This is a genomic window from Pedobacter glucosidilyticus DSM 23534 (genome assembly GCF_000425145.1).
In the GTDB taxonomy this organism is placed as follows: domain Bacteria; phylum Bacteroidota; class Bacteroidia; order Sphingobacteriales; family Sphingobacteriaceae; genus Pseudopedobacter; species Pseudopedobacter glucosidilyticus.
The window spans coordinates 13893-30835 of the sequence record NZ_AULF01000017.1 but is presented as its reverse complement, the minus strand read 5'-3'; the positions used below and the strand labels follow the sequence as shown (position 1 = coordinate 30835).

The window sequence follows — 16943 nt, the reverse complement described above, 5'->3', positions numbered from 1 at the left end:
TTTTAATAAGATGAAAACAAGATTAATGATGCTAGTGCTGCTTTTGCAAGTTGTGGTTGTAAAAGCACAAGAAAAGTTAGACTTAGCAACTATTTTGAAGCAGATAGAGCAGCAAAACCCACAGTTGAAGATGTACGATGCCGAAATCAAATCTATGGATGAGATGGCAAAAGGCGCTAAAGATTGGGAAAGTCCGCAGTTAGGAACCGGCTTATGGATGGTGCCTTACAATACTTCTATGTGGAGAAGAGGAATGGATGGAAGCACAGGAATGGGCCAATACGCTATCAGTTTAGAGCAAATGTTTCCTAATAAAAGTAACCTTAATGCCAATGCAAAACTGATGGAAACAGCATCTTCTGTAGAGCTAGAAAACAAAAAAGGTGTTGCTTTTAATTTGTTTAGCTTGGCAAAGCAAAACTTTGTGGAGTGGAAATTAGCAAAAGAAAAAGCTAAGGTTCTGGAGCAAAATCAGCAATTGCTAAGCTTTATGATTAGGAGTACCGAAATCAGATATAAAAATGGTTTAGAAAAGTTAAATACTTATTATAAAGCAAAAGCCGCTTTGGCCAATATAGAAAATATGCAGTTGATGTTGCAGAACGATATCAAGCAGAATAGAATTATGCTGAACACTTTAATGAACCGCAATAAGCTATCTAATTTTGATATCGATACGGTTTATCCTCAAAAGCAATATCAATCATCCCTTTATGATAGCACAACATTAGCTAACCATAGAAGTGATATCAAAGCTATAGTGCAAAGTATTGTATTGAATGGTTTAGAGCAAGCTGTAGAGAAAAGTATGTTGAAACCAGAATTTGGCGTGAAGTACGAGCACATGTTTGGTTTTGGCGGCATGCCTATGCAATATTCTTTAATGGGGATGATTAAAATACCTGTGGCTTGGTCTACCAAATCTGAAAGGGCAAATATTGAAGGTTTGAAATGGCGCTCAGAAGCTTTAAGGCAAGAAAAAGATATGCTTTTAAGCGAGATAAGAGGAAGGGCTTTTGGTAAGGTTAGTGAGTTACAAACCAAAGAAAAGCAACTTAAACTTTTTGAACAGCAGATTATCCCTGCTTTTAGAAAAAATTACCAAAGTTTACAATTGGCCTACGAGCAAAATACAGCAGAACTATTTATGTTGTTTGATGCTTGGGAAAGCTTAAACATGATCCAACTTAATTATATCGATTTGCAAAAGGAGTACCTCAAGATGCAAATAGAGTTAGATAGGATTCTAGAGTTAAGATAAACCATTAACATATAAAAGATTTAAAATGGTGAATTTAAGATATAAAAAAAGCGTTTTTGTACTAATGCTCTCGCTTATAGCTGTAATTTCTTCTTGCGAACTTTTTACAGATAAAAAAGCACATGAACATACCACGCAATATACTTGCCCCATGCATCCAGAAATTATAAGGGATGAATTTGGCAGCTGCCCAATTTGCAAAATGGATTTGGTACCTAAAATAACCGAAGCAGAGCAGGTGAAAGATGTAAGTTTAGAAAGTTTACTACAGCCTACCAATAGTTTGGTAGTTTCTAAAATAGGCTTAACTAAAATCAGCGAAAGCGAAGAAGAAATAGCTATTGATGCTTTAGGCTTTACAGCTTATAATGATAATTATACAGGTACGGTATCGGCAAGATTTGGCGGGAGAATAGAAAAAATGTATCTGAAATATAATTTTCAGGATGTAAGCAAAGGGCAAAAAGTATTAGAACTTTACAGTCCGGAGATGCTTACCGCACAAGAAGAACTATTGTTTTTGGTTAAAAATGATGCTGAAAACATCGTATTAATTCAAGCTGCAAAGCAAAAACTACAATTGTTGGGAGTATCTGCCCAGCAAATTAATCAAATCATTAAAACTAAGGAAAGTAATTTTACTTTGCCGGTTTATAGTTCTTATACAGGGCATATCCATGATGTTAATGAGGAAGAGCAAGCTATGCAGCTTAATATGAATACCACCCAGCTACAGCTTAGAGAGGGCATGTATGTTAATAAAGGAGATATACTTTTTAAGGTTTATAATCCAGAGCATTTATGGGTGTTGGTTGATGTTTATACGCATCAGCAAAAGATGGTGAAAGTAGGTTCGCCAGTAAGTCTTACCGTAGAAACGCATCCTGATAAGCCAATCCAAGCTAGAATAAATTTTATCGAGCCTTTTTTTAGAGAAGGAGCTAAAACTATCAAAGCGAGAATCAATATCGATAACCCTAATCAACATTTACCTGTAGGAGCGCAGGTAAAGGCAACAATCAAAGCCGAAACTTTATCTGGTAATTGGTTGCCAGAAAGTGCTGTGATTAGTTTAGGGCTACATGAGGTTGTAATGTTGAAAACAGCTGCTGGTTTTAAAGTGCATCAGGTAAAAACAGGTTATAAAGTGAATGCTAAGGTGCAGATATTAAAAGGTCTTACGGCAAAAGATGAAGTGGCTGTAAATGCTCAATATTTAATAGATAGTGAAAGTTTTATCGCAATTAAACCATAAGATGAAAATATTAAAATTGATTTCGCTAGCTGTTTTGTTTTTGGTAAATGCCTGTAACGGCGATAAAAAAACTACAGCAGACAGCAATACTTATTATACCTGCTCTATGCATCCGCAGATTATGGAGCCAGAGCCGGGTACTTGTGCCATTTGTAAAATGGACTTAATTGCGGTGCAAAAAAATGCTAGTAAACAAGTAAACGAGTTGATGTTAAGCGACCAGCAAATTCAGTTAGGGAATATCCAAACAGATACAGTAAAAGCAGGTGGCGTAAACACAGAAATTACCGTTACAGCAACTTTAAGTACCGACGAAAATTTACAAGAAGCTATCAGTGCAAAAGTAGCGGGTAGGGTAGAGCGTTTATACATTAAAAATATAGGCGATTTTGTTCCTGCAGGAGCTAAGCTGATGGATATTTATAGTGAAGAGTTAAATAGTGCTAAACAAGAATATCTGGCAGCTTTAGAGAAGCAACAAGAGTTTAAAAATGGCTTGATAGATTATGGTCGTTTATTGCAAAGCGCAAAGCAAAAATTAGCACTATGGGGGATGACAGAACAACAGATTAAAACCTTGGCCCAACAAAAGAAGATAGATAAGTTTACTTCTTTTTATAGTAAAAAATCAGGCTACATTACAGAGCTTATGGTAACAGAGGGAGATTATGTGATGGAAGGTTCCTTAATTTTGAAACTGGTAAATTTATCTAATTTATGGGCAGAAGCTCAATTATACACTTCACAATTAGCAAAAGTTAATTTACAACAAGCAGTAAAAGTGAATATTCCTGATTTTCCTGAAAAAGAAATGATAGGTCGTGTTGATTTTCAAAACCCAGAAATTAATCTAAATAGCAGGGTAAATTTGGTCAGGATTAATGTGAAAAATACCGATTTACAATTAAAACCTGGAATGCTGGCCTATGTAAAACTCAAAGGTAAAACCTCTGAAGGCATATCACTACCCATAAATGCAGTACTTAGAAACGGCAAAACCAATGTGGTTTGGCTAAAAACGGGTAAAAATACCTATACCAAAAAGGAAGTTATGATAGGTTTAGAAAACAGCAACCAAATAGAAATTAAAGAAGGCATAAAAATAGGCGATTTGGTGGTTACCAAAGGTGCCTATTTGTTAAACAGCGAATTAGAATTTAAACAAGGGAGTTAGCCTAGGCTAACTCTTTTGCTTTTACATTTATCTCTTTTATCCTATCTTCTTAAATAGAATTTGTATTTATGATTCTTTAATTAGTAAGTTCTTGATCATAAATAGGTTAAGATGAGCTAATCCTTTGCTAATCAGCCTTACTTTTCTTTTGCTCTTATAACTGATATTAGCAAGTGTTTTATTGAAAAAATGAGACTAAGAAAGAAATCCATTATAGTTAGTGTGCATAAGGCCTTTGTAGAAATATAAAGGCCTTTTATATAAATTTAAATAAAATTTGGTTAACCAATTTTAAAAACTATATTTGGTTAACCAATTTTTATGTGAATGATTCAGCTTACAGAAACCAAAAAAAGCATAAAACCAGAATCACCCGCTGATAAAATCATTGGGCAGTTAAAACATTTAATCACATCAGGTCAGTTAAAGCCAGGTGATAGGTTACCAGCAGAAAGAGTTTTATCAGAGAAGTTTGGTGTAGGCAGAAGTTATGTAAGAGAGGCTATTTTAAAGCTAGAATTTTATGGGCTTTTAAGAACCAATCCACAAAGTGGTACTTATGTTTCTGGGCTTAGCATCAACGTGATTGATAATATCATTTCTGATATTATTAAGTTTAATAAGGATGATTTTAACGCTTTAATAGAAGCAAGATATCATTTAGAAATAACTGCGGTAAAATTAGCGGCAGAAAGGAGAACTGAAGAAGATTTAGCAGAGATTAAATCGGCTTCAGAAGATTACGAAAATAAACTGCTTAATGGAGCAGACGGTGCTGTGGAAGAAGATATGATTTTTCATATCAAGATTGCTAAAGCGTCTAAAAATTCTGTCGTAGAATCTATGATATTAATTCTTATTCCTGATTTGATTAAGAATATCGTAGAAAGTAAAATTTGTGGCGAGAACAGAGGGAAAAGAGCTGTAGCAGAACATCGTAAAGTGTTAGAAGCTATAGAAAAGCAGGATGTTAGTTTAGCAGAACAGGCTATGGCAGCTCATTTAGATGAGATATGGCAGATTAGCAAAGCAGGTTTTGCTACACAGCATATCATTAAACAAGCAGAATTATAAATTCTAAGAGAAGGATAAATCAATAAATAATTAAACAGTTATTTTCTTTTATGAACTACTTAAAAACAGTGGTATTTGTACTTTTTTGCCTCATTTCTTGCACAAATGCATTTGCGCAAAAGCATCCTTCTTTAATGCTTACAGAAATACAATTACCCCATATTAGAACTGGCGTTCAGCAATATCCATTACTTCAAACGTCTTATGAATCTCTTAAAGCAGAGGCAGATTTAGCTTTAAAATCACCGTTAAATGTGCCTATCCCTACTGATGGTGGTGGTGGCGTTACGCATGAGCAACATAAAAGAAATTATATCAATATTTTAAATTGTGGTGTTGCCTATCAAATCTCTCAGGATAAAAAATATGCCGATTATGTAAAAGATATTTTGCTCAATTATGCTTCTCAATATCAGAAATGGCCTTTACATCCAAAGAGGAAGCCAAATCATCCAGCAGGAAAAATATTTTGGCAAGGTTTAAATGATTGTGTTTGGCAGGTGTATGTGATACAAGGCTATGATTTGGTTTACAATGCCCTAACAACAAAAGAACGCCAGCAAATAGAGCAAAATCTTTTCATGCCTATCCTTAAATTTTTAACGGTAGATAGCTATGAAACTTTCAATAAAATTCATAACCATGGCACTTGGAATGTTGCTGCGGTAGGGATGACCGGTTATGTCTTAAATCAGCCTGATTATGTAGAAATGGCAATAAAAGGTTCTAAAAAAGATGGTAAAACCGGCTATTTAGCACAAATCAATCAATTGTTCTCTCCAGATGGTTATTATATGGAAGGGCCTTATTATCAGCGCTATGCTTTGTTACCGTTTATCCTTTTTGCAAAAGCGATTAATAATTATCAGCCTCAGCTAAATATTTTTGAGTACCGAGATAAATTGCTAGCAAAAGCTATCAATACATCTTTACAGCTTACTTATACCAACGGCGTTTTATTCCCTTTTAACGATGCTATTAAAGATAAAACTTATGAATCAATAGAGTTGGTTTATGGCTTAAATCTCGCTTACGCGGATATAAAAGAAGAAAATCACCTCTTAGAAATTGCTCAAAAACAAGGAAAAGTAATTGTTTCTGATGCAGGTTTAAAAGTTGCTAAAGCTATAGCAGCAGGTAAAACCGAGCCTTTCAAATATCAATCTCAGTGGATAAGAGATGGCGGTAATGGTGATGAAGGTGGCGTAGGTGTTTTAAGAGCCGGAGATAATAAAGACCAACAAGCTTTGGTTTTTAAAGCAGCTTCTCAGGGCATGGGACATGGCCATTTTGATAGGCTAAATATTTTGTATTACGATAATAATACGGAAGTTTTTGTGGATTATGGCGCCGCTAGGTTCATCAATATAGAATCTAAAAGAGGTGGCCATTATTTACCAGAAAATACCAGTTGGGCCAAGCAAACTGTAGCACACAATACTTTGGTAGTAGATGAAAAATCACACTATCAAGGCAAGGAAGAATTGGGAGAAAAACAACATCCAGAGCTGTTATACTTTAGTAATCAACCCCTGTTACAAGTACTAAGTGCTAAAGAAACACATGCTTACGCTGATGTTGATTTGTACAGGACAACAGCTTTGGTGAAAATTCCAGAGTTTCATAAAGCTCTTTTGATTGATGTATATCAAGCGAAATCTGCTAGCAGCCACCAGTACGATTTACCTTTTTGGTATAATGGTCATGTTGTAAATGCTTCTTTTAAAATAAATGCCTTTACCAATCATTTAACAGCTTTAGGTAAGGATTACGGTTATCAGCATATTTGGAAGGTTGCCGAAAATAACATCGATGCGAAGGGTGGTTTCATTACCATCTTAAACCAGAAAAGGTTTTATACTACACATTTTACTAGTGGGCAACCACTTGTAGTAAAACAGATAGCTATTGGCGCTAATGACCCAGATATGAGTCTTTTCCCGGGCAAAGGCTTCATGTTATCTCAGCCAACTGCAAATCAGCAAACTTTTGTAAGCATTACAGAGGCTCATGGTGGGGTAGATCCTATCAATGAAACTATTACAGCAGCTGGTAGTGGCATTAGCAATTTAACCTTGCTCAATAGCGATGATAAGCAAACCCACATCAGCTTTCAGCTAAAAGGAAAAACCTATAACTATACCATCAACTATCAGGATAAAAATAATTATATCACATTTAAATAAACCAATTAATTATAAAAAACAATGCAAAGCAATTCATTTCAATTTGAAAAGGAAACCCCTTGGGAAGATTTAGGAAACGGCATACAAAGAAAAATGTATGGTTATGATAATCAGGTCATGATGGTAAAAGTAAAGTTTGAGGTAGGTGCTGTAGGCACTTTACATGAGCATTACCACTCGCAGGTAACTTATGTAGAAAGTGGTGCTTTTGAAATGACTATAGGAGACGAGAAAAAAATCATTAGAACGGGCGATGGTTATTACGTAAAGCCGCATACCATACATGGCTGTGTTTGCATAGAACCTGGTGTATTGATAGATGTATTTAGTCCGCACCGAGAAGATTTTCTAGGTTAAAAAAAACCGTACAAATGAAAAAAATAATAGCCTTATACTTCTTGATATTCTTGGGGTTTGCCTCAAAAGCACAAGAGACACCAGAATTCAAAAAAGTAGAATATCCATCAAGATATACAGAGCAACTTAATGTAGTTTATACCAAGGCAAATGACTGGGAAGGTAAAATGGATTTATATCTGCCACCCAAAGATAAAGGTCTTAGTCCTGTTATCATTAATATTCATGGTGGCGGTTGGAATAAAGGTTCAAAAGAATCCCAAACAGGCTTTAATACCTTTTTTAAGAAAGGTTATGCTGTAGCTAATATCGCCTATCGTTTATCGCAAGTTGCACCAGCACCCGCTGCTGTTGAAGATACCAGATGCGCATTAATTTATTTGATTAAGAACGCAAAAGCATTAAATATTGATGTCAATAAAATTGTAATTATGGGTGGTTCTGCCGGGGGCCATTTGGCTTTAATGGGTGGTTTATTAGGTAATGATACCCGTTTTGATACCAATTGCAAAGGTGTAAAAGATGTTAAAGTTGCTGCTATTATTAATAAGTATGGTATAGCAGAATTAGGAGATTGGCCAAGTAAATCGTTAAACATGTGGCTAGGAGACCAGATAAAAAATCCGGCATTTGTACAATCTGTTTCACCCATCTATCATGTTAAAAAGAATAGCCCGCCAGTATTTATTGTACACGGCGATGCAGACCCTGTAGTTAGCTATCAGCAATCTGTAAATCTGAAGAAGAAACTGGATGAAATGGGAGTGAAAAACACTTTTATCACGGTAGAAGGTGGCGAGCATGGAAAATTCACGAAAGAAAAAAATGCTGAAGTTAATGCTGCTATTATGAATTTCCTTAAAGACTTAGGTATCCATCAGTAAAATAAAATATATGAAAGTAAAAGGATTACGGTGGTATATCATAGCTTTAATAGGCATTGCAACCATTATCAATTACGTTGATAGAAGCGCTATAAACATCTTATGGCCATACATTTATAAAGAATTTGGTATCGCTGATGCGGATAATAAAAGTGCTTTAGCACTCATTACCACCTTTTTTATGATAGCATATGCCTTAGGACAAACCTTTACAGGTAAACTTATGGATGCTATTGGAACGCGTTTAGGGATGACGATTTCTATCATCGGGTGGAGTATTTCTATAGCCTTACATGCTTTTGCAAAATCATTGATGTCTTTCAATATTTTTAGATTTATGCTAGGTTTTAGCGAAGCAGGAAACTGGCCAGGGGCAACAAAAAGTAATGCAGAATGGTTTCCGGCCAAAGAAAGAGCTATAGCACAAGGTATATTTAACGCAGGAGCAGCTTTAGGCTCGGTGGTATCGGCACCTATTATTGCGCTTCTTTATATTGCTTTTGGTTGGAAATTAACCTTTGTATTAATAGCAGGTTTAGGTATTATTTGGGTAGTGCCTTGGTTAATAGTTAACAAAGCCACGCCAGATAAACACCCTTGGTTAACAGAAGAAGAAAGAGTGCATATTTTAGCAAAGCCCACAACAACGCATCTTACAGAAGCAGCTGTTGAAGCGCCTATTTTAGGATGGAAAGAGCTGTTGAAATTTAGAAATACTTGGGGTATTATCATGGCTAGGTTCTTTATAGATCCTGTTTGGTGGCTTTTTGTTACCTGGTTGCCAACCTTTTTAAAAGAACAATTCATGTTTGATATTAAGCAAATAGGCGCTTTTACTTGGTTACCGTATTTGTTTGCTGCCATTGGTAGTTTGGCAGGTGGTTATTATTCATCAAGGCTTATAAAAAATGGAATGTTTGCTGAAAAAGCTCGTAAATATGCTATTGCTATTGGTTGTTTTGTGATGATTATTTCTTTAACAGCCATTGTCTATTTCTTAGGAAGTTTAAAAGAGATGCCAACATTGGCCATGCTATTAATAGGTACCACCTTGTTTGGCTTTCAGTTTCTAATTGGCAATTTGCAAACCTTACCTAGCGATTATTTTAACGGAAAAAATGTTGGCGTAGTGGCAGGCATGGCGGGTACAGCAGCCGTGGCAGGTACTTTACTAACTACATGGGCAGTACCAGTTATTACACAAACTAGCTATGTTTCATTCTTTGTATTAGCAGCAGTTTTAGTTCCACTTTCGTGGATAAGCATAAAATATATCACAACAAAAAAATTAAAATCTTAAATAAAATAAATTATATCATGCGTTTAAAAAATAAAGTAGCCATTATCACAGGCGGTTCAAGAGATATTGGAAGAGCAGTTTCTGTTCAATTAGCAAAAGAAGGAGCAAAAGTTGTCATCAATTATTTAGGTAATGAGGATAATGCCAACGAAACTTTAAAATTAGTTAAAGAAGTAGGTGGTGAAGGTATCATTGTAAAAGCAGATATGACAAAAGCTGCCGAAGTAGAGCAATTAGTAGCAGAAACAAAAGCTGCTTTTGGCAATGAAATTCATGTTTTAGTTAATGTTGCTGGTGGTTTAGTAGCCAGAAAAGCTACCCTAGAAATGGACGAAGATTTTTGGGATTATGTGATGAGTTTAAATCTAAAATCGGTGTTTTTAGCTGTTAAAAATGTGATTCCTTTCATGCCTGCGGGTTCTGCTATTATTAACTTTTCTTCTTTAGCAGGAAGAGACGGTGGTGGCCCTGGCGCAAGTGCTTATGCAACTTCAAAAGGTGCTATCATGACTTATACCAGAGCTTTAGCAAAAGAGTTAGGTCCTAAAGGCATTCGTGTAAATGCTGTAGCACCGGGCATGATAGCTACTGCTTTTCATGACAGTTTCACCAAGCCAGAAGTTAGGGTTAATGTTGCTGCTGCAACAGCTGTTAAAAGAGAAGGTAGGGCAGAAGAAGTGGCAGATTTGGTAGCTTATCTAGCTTCAGATGAGTCTTCTTACATTACAGGTAACAACATAGATATTAACGGAGGTATAAGTTTCTCTTAAATATTTATCGCTTTGAGGGAAAAACAAGCCCTCAAAGCATTCTAGGATATACGCTTGAAGCCAATTATCCTTACCATTTCCTAAACCTTTCCATCATGAAGATTATTTTATACTTGTTAATACTATTGTACAGCCCTTTCATTTGGGCACAAAATAAAATAGTTAAAGATGCAAATGCCTTAGAAGACGCTGTTAAACAAGCTAAGCCAGGCGATACGGTTTTTTTAGCAAATCAAGAATGGAAAAATGTTGCTTTAACCATTTATGGGAAAGGAACTGCCATAAAACCTATTGTGATTATGCCGAAGGCTACAAAAAAGGTAATCATTAGCGGACAGTCTTTTTTACGTATTGCGGGCGAACATTTAATCATTAAAGGCTTGCATTTTAAAAATGGTTACAGCCCGCAAAGAGAGGTAATAACTTTTAGAATTAATAATGATTTATTGGCTAATCATTGCCGACTAACAGAATCTGTGATAGAAGATTTTAGTCAGCCAGAACGTTTTAAAAATGATGTGTGGGTGGTTTTTTGGGGTAAACGTAATAGGGTAGACCATTGTACTTTTATTGATAAATTAAGTGCTGGCCCTGTTATCATTGCCGAGTTAAATGATGAACGTAGTCAGGAAAATTACCATAGTATAGATGCTAATTATTTTAAAGGCAGACAACGTTTTGGTTCTAACGGTGGCGAAACTATTAGGATAGGTGTTTCGCGTTATTCTTTAACTGCATCTCGTACTCAAATCATCAACAATTATTTTGAAAGATGTAATGGCGAGGTAGAAATTGTTTCTATTAAATCTGGTGAAAATAACATCAGTTTCAATACTTTTTACGAGTGTGAAGGCTCATTAGTATTAAGACATGGCTCAAACAATACTGTGGAGGGTAATCTGTTTTTAGGCAATCATAAACCATTTACAGGTGGGGTTAGGGTCATTAATCCTGGTCATAAAGTTTTCAATAATGTGTTTAAAGATTTAAAAGGGACAGCTTTTCGCTCGGCTTTGGCGGTGATGAATGGTGTACCAAATTCCTTAATCAACAGATATTATCAGGTTAAAGATGCCCAGATAGAGCGTAATACTTTTATCAATTGTGGTCCGGTTTTATTTGGCGCTGGTAAAGATGCCGAGCGGACTTTATCGCCTCAAAGCGTTACATTTTCTAGTAATTTAATGGTAAATCCTACAGGGAATTTAATAGATGATACTAATAAAGATGGGGGTATCAGTCTTAAAAATAACGCTGTTGTAAACCTGTCCAAAGCCCCATTAACAGATGGTTTTACTCTTATCAAAGTAAATCAACATAAAAAGGATGCCTTATCCATTCCTTATCATAAAAATTATGGTGCCGATATTAAAAAGCTACCATTTGTGCAAAAATCACAAACAGGAGCTGGTTGGTATGTAAAAGAAGAAGTTAAACCTTCAAGAGCCAATAAGACTTTTAGTTTAGCATCGGCTCAAAGCCAACAAATTCATAAAATTATAGCAAATGCCATTTCTGGTGATACCATTTGCTTTACAGATGCTACTTTTTATAAGCTAGATAAAGAAATAGTTTTAGATAAAATGCTGCATTTAATAGCTGATAAAAGCTTAAAAGGCAAACCAATTTTAGTAAACAGCAGCTTTAAAACCCTTCCCGCTTTTATTACCATTGCTAACGGCGGCTCTTTAGCAGTAAAAGGTTTAGCTTTTAAAGGAAATTTTGAAAGCTATGGCGATGTACAATGTGGTATACGCTCTACAGACCAAGCCATGAATAAGCATTACAACGTAAAAATAGATGGTTGTGAGTTTTATGATTATAACGAGAGCACTTTTTCTGGCTTTAAAGCAAGTAAAAGTACCTTTGCTGATACCTTATTAATAACCAACTCTTTGTTTAGAAACATTTCTGGAATGGGTATTAATTTGGCCGAGGAGAAGGAAGACAAAGGGATATATGGTGTAGAAAATACCATCATCAAAAACTGTGTGTTTACCAATATTTTAGGCTCTGCCATAAATGTATACCGTGGCGGAAATGATGAAAGTACTTTAGGGCCATTTGTAACTATAGATTATTGCACTTTTAATGAAGTAGAAAATAGAGAGCAAGGTACTGTTGTTCGTTTATCTGGTGCGCAACAGGCTGTGGTTACCAATAGTATTTTTATGAATAGCGGGCAAGGCGGTCGCTCTATAGAATTTAGAGAGTTTAGATGGGATGATATCAAGGTAGATTATTGTAACTTTTATAATGCTGGTAGGATAGACTCTTTTTACGGCACCGTGGCAGGTAAAAATATCTATCAAATTAAACCCGATTTTATAGATAGCTCTTCTTTTAATTTCAATCTTAAGCCGGGGTCTGCTTTGTCAGATAAATCAACAACAGGGAAAACTTTAGGTGCCAATTTATAATAAACCTTAACACATATGAAAATTAAAAATATGCTAACCAGCCTGTTCATGATAATTATAAGTCAGGCTTTTATGGCGCATGCTGCCAAACCTAAATTGGTTTCAGCTATAGCAAGTCAAGCACTTTTAGAAGGAAAGATTTATAAAATTAAATCTGCTGCCGAGTTAAATGCTTTAGTATTAAAACCCGGAGATAAGGTGGTGATGCAAGCCTCTGATTGGTCTAACCAACAACTGAATTTTAAAGGAAAAGGGACCAAAGAGCAGCCAATTACTTTAACCACAGCAAACCCGGGTACAATAAAATTGACAGGAAGTTCTAATTTGAAAATTGATGGAGAATGGCTGGTTGTAGATGGTTTGGCTTTCGCCGATGGTTACCTAGATAAGGGGCATGTTATTTATTTTTCAACAACATCATCAAACTGTAGGTTAACCAATAGTAGTATCATCAATTATAATCCGCCTTCACGAGAAACCGATTATAAATGGATTTCTTTATACGGAAGCTACAATAGGGTAGACCATTGTGAATTTACAGGTAAAACCCACATGGGCACAACATTAGTAGTTTGGTTGGCTGATAAACATAATTATCATCAGATAGACCATAATTATTTTGGTCCTCGTCCGCCTTTAGAGGCCAACGGAGGCGAAACCATTAGAATTGGTACTAGCGATTGGTCTATGCATGATTCTTACACACAGGTATCTCATAATATTTTTGATAAATGCGATGGAGAAACAGAGATTATTTCCATAAAATCTGGTCATAATACCATAAAAAGCAATTTGTTTTACGAGTGTGATGGAACCTTAACTTTTAGACATGGTAATTTTTCTGAAGTATTGGATAATTATTTCCTCGGTAACAAAAAGAAAAATACAGGCGGTATCAGAATCATCGGTGAAAACCAAAGAGTAGAAGGTAATTATTTACAAGGCTTAAGCGGAACAGGTTTAAGAGCTGCCATTTCTGTGATGAATGCTGTTGAGAAACCAAAACTTAATGAGTATTGGCAAGTGAAAAATGCTGTGATTAGCAAAAATATTATAGCAGATTGTACAGAGGCTTTTAATTTGGGTTCGGGTAAAAATGCTACCCGTGTTTTGGTGCCAGATGGCGTTAAAATAACAGAGAATTATATCGCTAACCCTCAAAAGCTAATGACTTTAGAAGATCAACCTAAGAACTTACAATTGGAAAATAATCAGCTGTTGGGAGCTAATTTGACCCAAGGTTTTGTGAAAGCTAAACAAGAATTGATAAAATCTGATGGAGTTTGGCAATTGAAAAACAACTTAAAAAAGCCATTTTGGTTAACAGAAAAGGTAGGGCCAGCTTGGAAAGTTGCAAGAAATAATTTTTAAAGCACCTACAAGTACTAAATAAATGGGTCATCGTTATTTAATCCCTTTTTTAAATGATATTTTAGCTTAAATATTAAACCAAAATGAACCGTATTTTAATCTTTATTTGCCTTTTCTTCTTAGGCTTAAGCGCTAATGCTGCTCCTCATTTAGAAAAACAAATTACCCAAGTATTAAAAAAGCAAATACTTCAAGAAGCTACTTGGGCTTTAAAAGAGCAACCTGTTACCTTAACAGCAAGCTCATCACCAAGAAGTGCTGGTGGCAAAAATGATTTCTACTCTGAAGGCGATTATTGGTGGCCAGATCCTCAAAACCCAGATGGGCCTTATATACAAAAGGATGGTTTAACCAATCCAGATAATTTTGTTGCCCATCGTTTTGCGGTGATTAGGTTAGGTAAAATTATTGGCTCTTTAGCATCAGCTTACAAGCTAACCGGAGATAAAAAATATATTAACCACGCTGTAAAACATTTGAAAGCTTGGTTTATAAATGCTGATACGAAGATGAATCCTCATCTTTTATATGCACAGGCCATAAAAGGTCGTTTTACAGGCAGAGGTATAGGTATTATTGATACCATTCACCTCATGGATGTTGCACAAGGTGTAATCGTTATGGAAAAAGGAATTTTACCAGAAGATTTAAAAGCCATAAAAAATTGGTTTACCCAATATTTGAACTGGCTAATGACACACCCTTACGGTAAGGCAGAAATGGAAGCTAAAAATAATCATGGTACTTGCTTTACCATGCAGGTAGCTTCTTTTGCTAAACTAACTGGCGATGAAAAGCTTCTAGAATTTTGTAGAAACAGGTATAAAACTGTTTTATTACCTAATCAAATGGCGTTAGATGGAAGTTTTCCTTTAGAAATGGCTCGTACCAAACCTTATGGTTATTCGCTATTTAATTTAGATGCTATGGCCACACTTTGCCAAATATTATCAACCCCTCAAGATAATTTATGGGCTTATAAAACAGAAGATGGAAAATCTATCCAAAAAGGTATTACTTTTTTATATCCTTACCTAACTGATAAAAGTAAATGGCCATTAAAACCTGATGTGATGTACTGGAACGAGTGGCCTGTGGCGCAACCAGCACTAGTTTTTGGGGCAAATGCTTTTAAACAAACACAGTGGTTTAAAACTTGGGCGGCTTTAAATCATCAACCTCAAGTAGAAGAAGTTATTAGAAATTTAGTTATAAAATATCCCATTATTTGGCTTTAAGCCGATGTTGGTTTGTTAAATCATCATCATAAATGTTTAAAAACTCAATATCAAAAAGGTAAAAGCTTTATCTTAGAAAAAAATCATTTTATAAATAATGGCAAGCCTTTCTGCAAACGATTATCTAAATAAATATTTCCCTCAGTTTGAACTGGCCTTAAAAGAGAAGCTAGCTCAGCACACCAGTATCAAAACATTTGAAACTGGCGAGTTGATGATGCAACCTGGACAGTATTTTCGTTCTACCATGTTGGTGGTAGCCGGTAAGGTAAAACTTTATAGACAAGGCGAAGATGGTGGCGAATTTTTTATGTACTATCTAGAACCAGGTAATGCCTGTGCTTTGTCTTTAATTTGTGCCACTAAGCAAGAAACCAGCGAGGTAATGGCTAAAGCCGTAGAAAAGACCACGGTTTTATCTATCCCGATAGAAATTATGGACGATTTGGTTCGTAATTACAAAACCTGGTATTATTTTACACTCGAAACCTATAGAAATCGTTTTGAAGAACTTTTACAAGTGATAGATAGTGTAGCATTTAAAGGTTTAGATGAACGCTTGATGTTCTACCTCAAAAAACAAGCAGAAAAACTCAATACCAAGCAATTACCCTTAACACATCAAGAAATTGCGGCCGATTTAAACTCATCCAGAGAAGTAATCTCAAGGCTACTTAAAAAAATAGAGCAAAGAGGCGATGTTATTTTGCATCGTAACTATGTAGAGTGGTTAAAATAATTTTTTTGATGTTTTTTTAACGATGTGACAAAAGTCACCAATAAGCAGTAGCCATTGCAGCATCTTTGTTGTAAATTACAATAAATGGAAATAGCAGGTTACTTAGCTTCGGCTCTTATTGGAATATCATTAGGATTAATTGGTGGCGGGGGTTCTATTTTAACAGTGCCCGTACTAGTTTATTTATTTGGGATACATCCTTTATTAGCCACTTCTTATTCTTTGTTTATAGTAGGTTTAACTAGCTTAATTGGCTCTTACAATAATTTTAAAAATAATTTGGTAAGCGTTAAAACCGCTATCTATTTTGGTGCAGCATCTATCATCACTGTTTTTTTAACAAGAAAATTTTTGGTGCCTAGTATTCCTCATCATTTATTTACGGTAGCAGGTTTTGAGTTTTCTTCATCTGTTTTTACCATGGTTTTGTTTGCCATTTTAATGCTGGCAGCATCTGTAAGTATGATAAAAAACGGGAATTTAGCAGCTCCTGATAAAGAATGTACTGATTGTATTAAATTTTTAAAGCTGTTAGGGTATGGTATAGCTATTGGTATTATAACCGGTCTTTTAGGTGCCGGAGGTGGCTTTTTATTAATCCCCGCACTAGTGTTCTTGGTTAAACTACCCATGAAGAAAGCTATCGGCACATCTTTACTCATCATTGCTTTAAACTCTTTAATAGGCTTTGCCGGAGACTTAGGTCATTTTAAAATCGATTGGATTTTCTTGTTAACCATAAGTACGATAGCGATAGCAGGGATTTTTATAGGAGGAATTTTAGGAAAGAAGATAACTGGAGATAAACTTAAAAAAGGTTTTGGTTGGTTTGTATTGTTGATGGGGATATATATACTGATTAAAGAAATATATCTGTAAAGTGATAAAAGTCACCAAATAAATCACAAACGAAG

At 35.4% G+C, this 16943-nt stretch carries 14 protein-coding genes; all 14 read left to right on the top strand.

From position 1 onward, the window contains the following. The first annotated feature begins 10 nt into the window (after positions 1-10). The 14 genes from H510_RS0107225 (at position 11) to H510_RS0107160 (ending at position 16908) form a co-directional block, all read left to right on the top strand. A complete protein-coding gene (locus tag H510_RS0107225; protein ID WP_026903715.1) occupies positions 11-1261 on the top strand; it encodes a TolC family protein in 1251 nt (416 codons plus the stop codon). Positions 1262-1286: 25 nt separating this feature from the next. Beyond that, on the top strand, positions 1287-2516 hold the full coding sequence (locus tag H510_RS0107220) for a heavy metal-binding domain-containing protein (RefSeq protein WP_026903714.1): 1230 nt from the start codon (positions 1287-1289) through the stop codon (positions 2514-2516). A 1-nt stretch (position 2517) separates the two neighbouring features. Beyond that, a complete protein-coding gene (locus H510_RS0107215) occupies positions 2518-3690 on the top strand; it encodes an efflux RND transporter periplasmic adaptor subunit (RefSeq protein WP_026903713.1) in 1173 nt (390 codons plus the stop codon). Between the two features lie 327 nt (positions 3691-4017). Further along, the gene (locus H510_RS0107210; RefSeq protein ID WP_026903712.1) at positions 4018-4764 is read left to right on the top strand and encodes a FadR/GntR family transcriptional regulator; all 747 of its coding nucleotides are present in this window, start codon (positions 4018-4020) and stop codon (positions 4762-4764) included. Between the two features lie 50 nt (positions 4765-4814). Beyond that, positions 4815-6950 (top strand): heparinase II/III domain-containing protein, encoded by a 2136-nt coding sequence (locus tag H510_RS0107205; protein ID WP_026903711.1) that lies wholly within the window; start codon positions 4815-4817, stop codon positions 6948-6950. 21 nt (positions 6951-6971) lie between these two features. After that, on the top strand, positions 6972-7307 hold the full coding sequence (locus H510_RS0107200) for a cupin domain-containing protein (RefSeq protein ID WP_026903710.1): 336 nt from the start codon (positions 6972-6974) through the stop codon (positions 7305-7307). A gap of 14 nt (positions 7308-7321) precedes the next feature. Then, entirely contained in the window at positions 7322-8191 is an 870-nt protein-coding gene (locus H510_RS0107195; protein ID WP_026903709.1) for an alpha/beta hydrolase, read from the top strand. Positions 8192-8201: 10 nt separating this feature from the next. Then, on the top strand, positions 8202-9491 hold the full coding sequence (locus H510_RS0107190) for an MFS transporter (RefSeq protein WP_026903708.1): 1290 nt from the start codon (positions 8202-8204) through the stop codon (positions 9489-9491). Positions 9492-9508: 17 nt separating this feature from the next. Beyond that, positions 9509-10261: an SDR family NAD(P)-dependent oxidoreductase gene (locus tag H510_RS0107185; protein ID WP_026903707.1), complete on the top strand. Its 753-nt coding sequence runs from the start codon at positions 9509-9511 to the stop codon at positions 10259-10261. A 95-nt stretch (positions 10262-10356) separates the two neighbouring features. Then, positions 10357-12681, top strand: coding sequence for a chondroitinase-B domain-containing protein (locus H510_RS0107180; protein WP_036692225.1), 2325 nt, complete (start codon positions 10357-10359; stop codon positions 12679-12681). Between the two features lie 48 nt (positions 12682-12729). Continuing rightward, a complete protein-coding gene (locus H510_RS0107175; protein ID WP_245584803.1) occupies positions 12730-14052 on the top strand; it encodes a polysaccharide lyase 6 family protein in 1323 nt (440 codons plus the stop codon). An 83-nt stretch (positions 14053-14135) separates the two neighbouring features. Continuing rightward, positions 14136-15290, top strand: a complete 1155-nt coding sequence (locus H510_RS0107170; RefSeq protein ID WP_026903704.1) for an alginate lyase family protein — start codon at positions 14136-14138, stop codon at positions 15288-15290. A 97-nt stretch (positions 15291-15387) separates the two neighbouring features. Next, complete coding sequence (locus H510_RS0107165) at positions 15388-16029, top strand: Crp/Fnr family transcriptional regulator (RefSeq protein WP_036692222.1); 642 nt, start codon at positions 15388-15390, stop codon at positions 16027-16029. 84 nt (positions 16030-16113) lie between these two features. After that, positions 16114-16908, top strand: coding sequence for a sulfite exporter TauE/SafE family protein (locus H510_RS0107160; RefSeq protein WP_026903702.1), 795 nt, complete (start codon positions 16114-16116; stop codon positions 16906-16908). Positions 16909-16943 lie beyond the last annotated feature (35 nt).

Bases quoted from the DNA above. Each gene is read 5' to 3' on its own strand.
- H510_RS0107225 (WP_026903715.1), top strand. From the start codon at position 11: ATGAAAACAAGATTAATGATGCTAGTGCTGCTTTTGCAAGTTGTGGTT.
- H510_RS0107220 (WP_026903714.1), top strand. From the start codon at position 1,287: ATGGTGAATTTAAGATATAAAAAAAGCGTTTTTGTACTAATGCTCTCG.
- H510_RS0107215 (WP_026903713.1), top strand. From the start codon at position 2,518: ATGAAAATATTAAAATTGATTTCGCTAGCTGTTTTGTTTTTGGTAAAT.
- H510_RS0107210 (WP_026903712.1), top strand. From the start codon at position 4,018: ATGATTCAGCTTACAGAAACCAAAAAAAGCATAAAACCAGAATCACCC.
- H510_RS0107205 (WP_026903711.1), top strand. From the start codon at position 4,815: ATGAACTACTTAAAAACAGTGGTATTTGTACTTTTTTGCCTCATTTCT.
- H510_RS0107200 (WP_026903710.1), top strand. From the start codon at position 6,972: ATGCAAAGCAATTCATTTCAATTTGAAAAGGAAACCCCTTGGGAAGAT.
- H510_RS0107195 (WP_026903709.1), top strand. From the start codon at position 7,322: ATGAAAAAAATAATAGCCTTATACTTCTTGATATTCTTGGGGTTTGCC.
- H510_RS0107190 (WP_026903708.1), top strand. From the start codon at position 8,202: ATGAAAGTAAAAGGATTACGGTGGTATATCATAGCTTTAATAGGCATT.
- H510_RS0107185 (WP_026903707.1), top strand. From the start codon at position 9,509: ATGCGTTTAAAAAATAAAGTAGCCATTATCACAGGCGGTTCAAGAGAT.
- H510_RS0107180 (WP_036692225.1), top strand. From the start codon at position 10,357: ATGAAGATTATTTTATACTTGTTAATACTATTGTACAGCCCTTTCATT.
- H510_RS0107175 (WP_245584803.1), top strand. From the start codon at position 12,730: ATGATAATTATAAGTCAGGCTTTTATGGCGCATGCTGCCAAACCTAAA.
- H510_RS0107170 (WP_026903704.1), top strand. From the start codon at position 14,136: ATGAACCGTATTTTAATCTTTATTTGCCTTTTCTTCTTAGGCTTAAGC.
- H510_RS0107165 (WP_036692222.1), top strand. From the start codon at position 15,388: ATGGCAAGCCTTTCTGCAAACGATTATCTAAATAAATATTTCCCTCAG.
- H510_RS0107160 (WP_026903702.1), top strand. From the start codon at position 16,114: ATGGAAATAGCAGGTTACTTAGCTTCGGCTCTTATTGGAATATCATTA.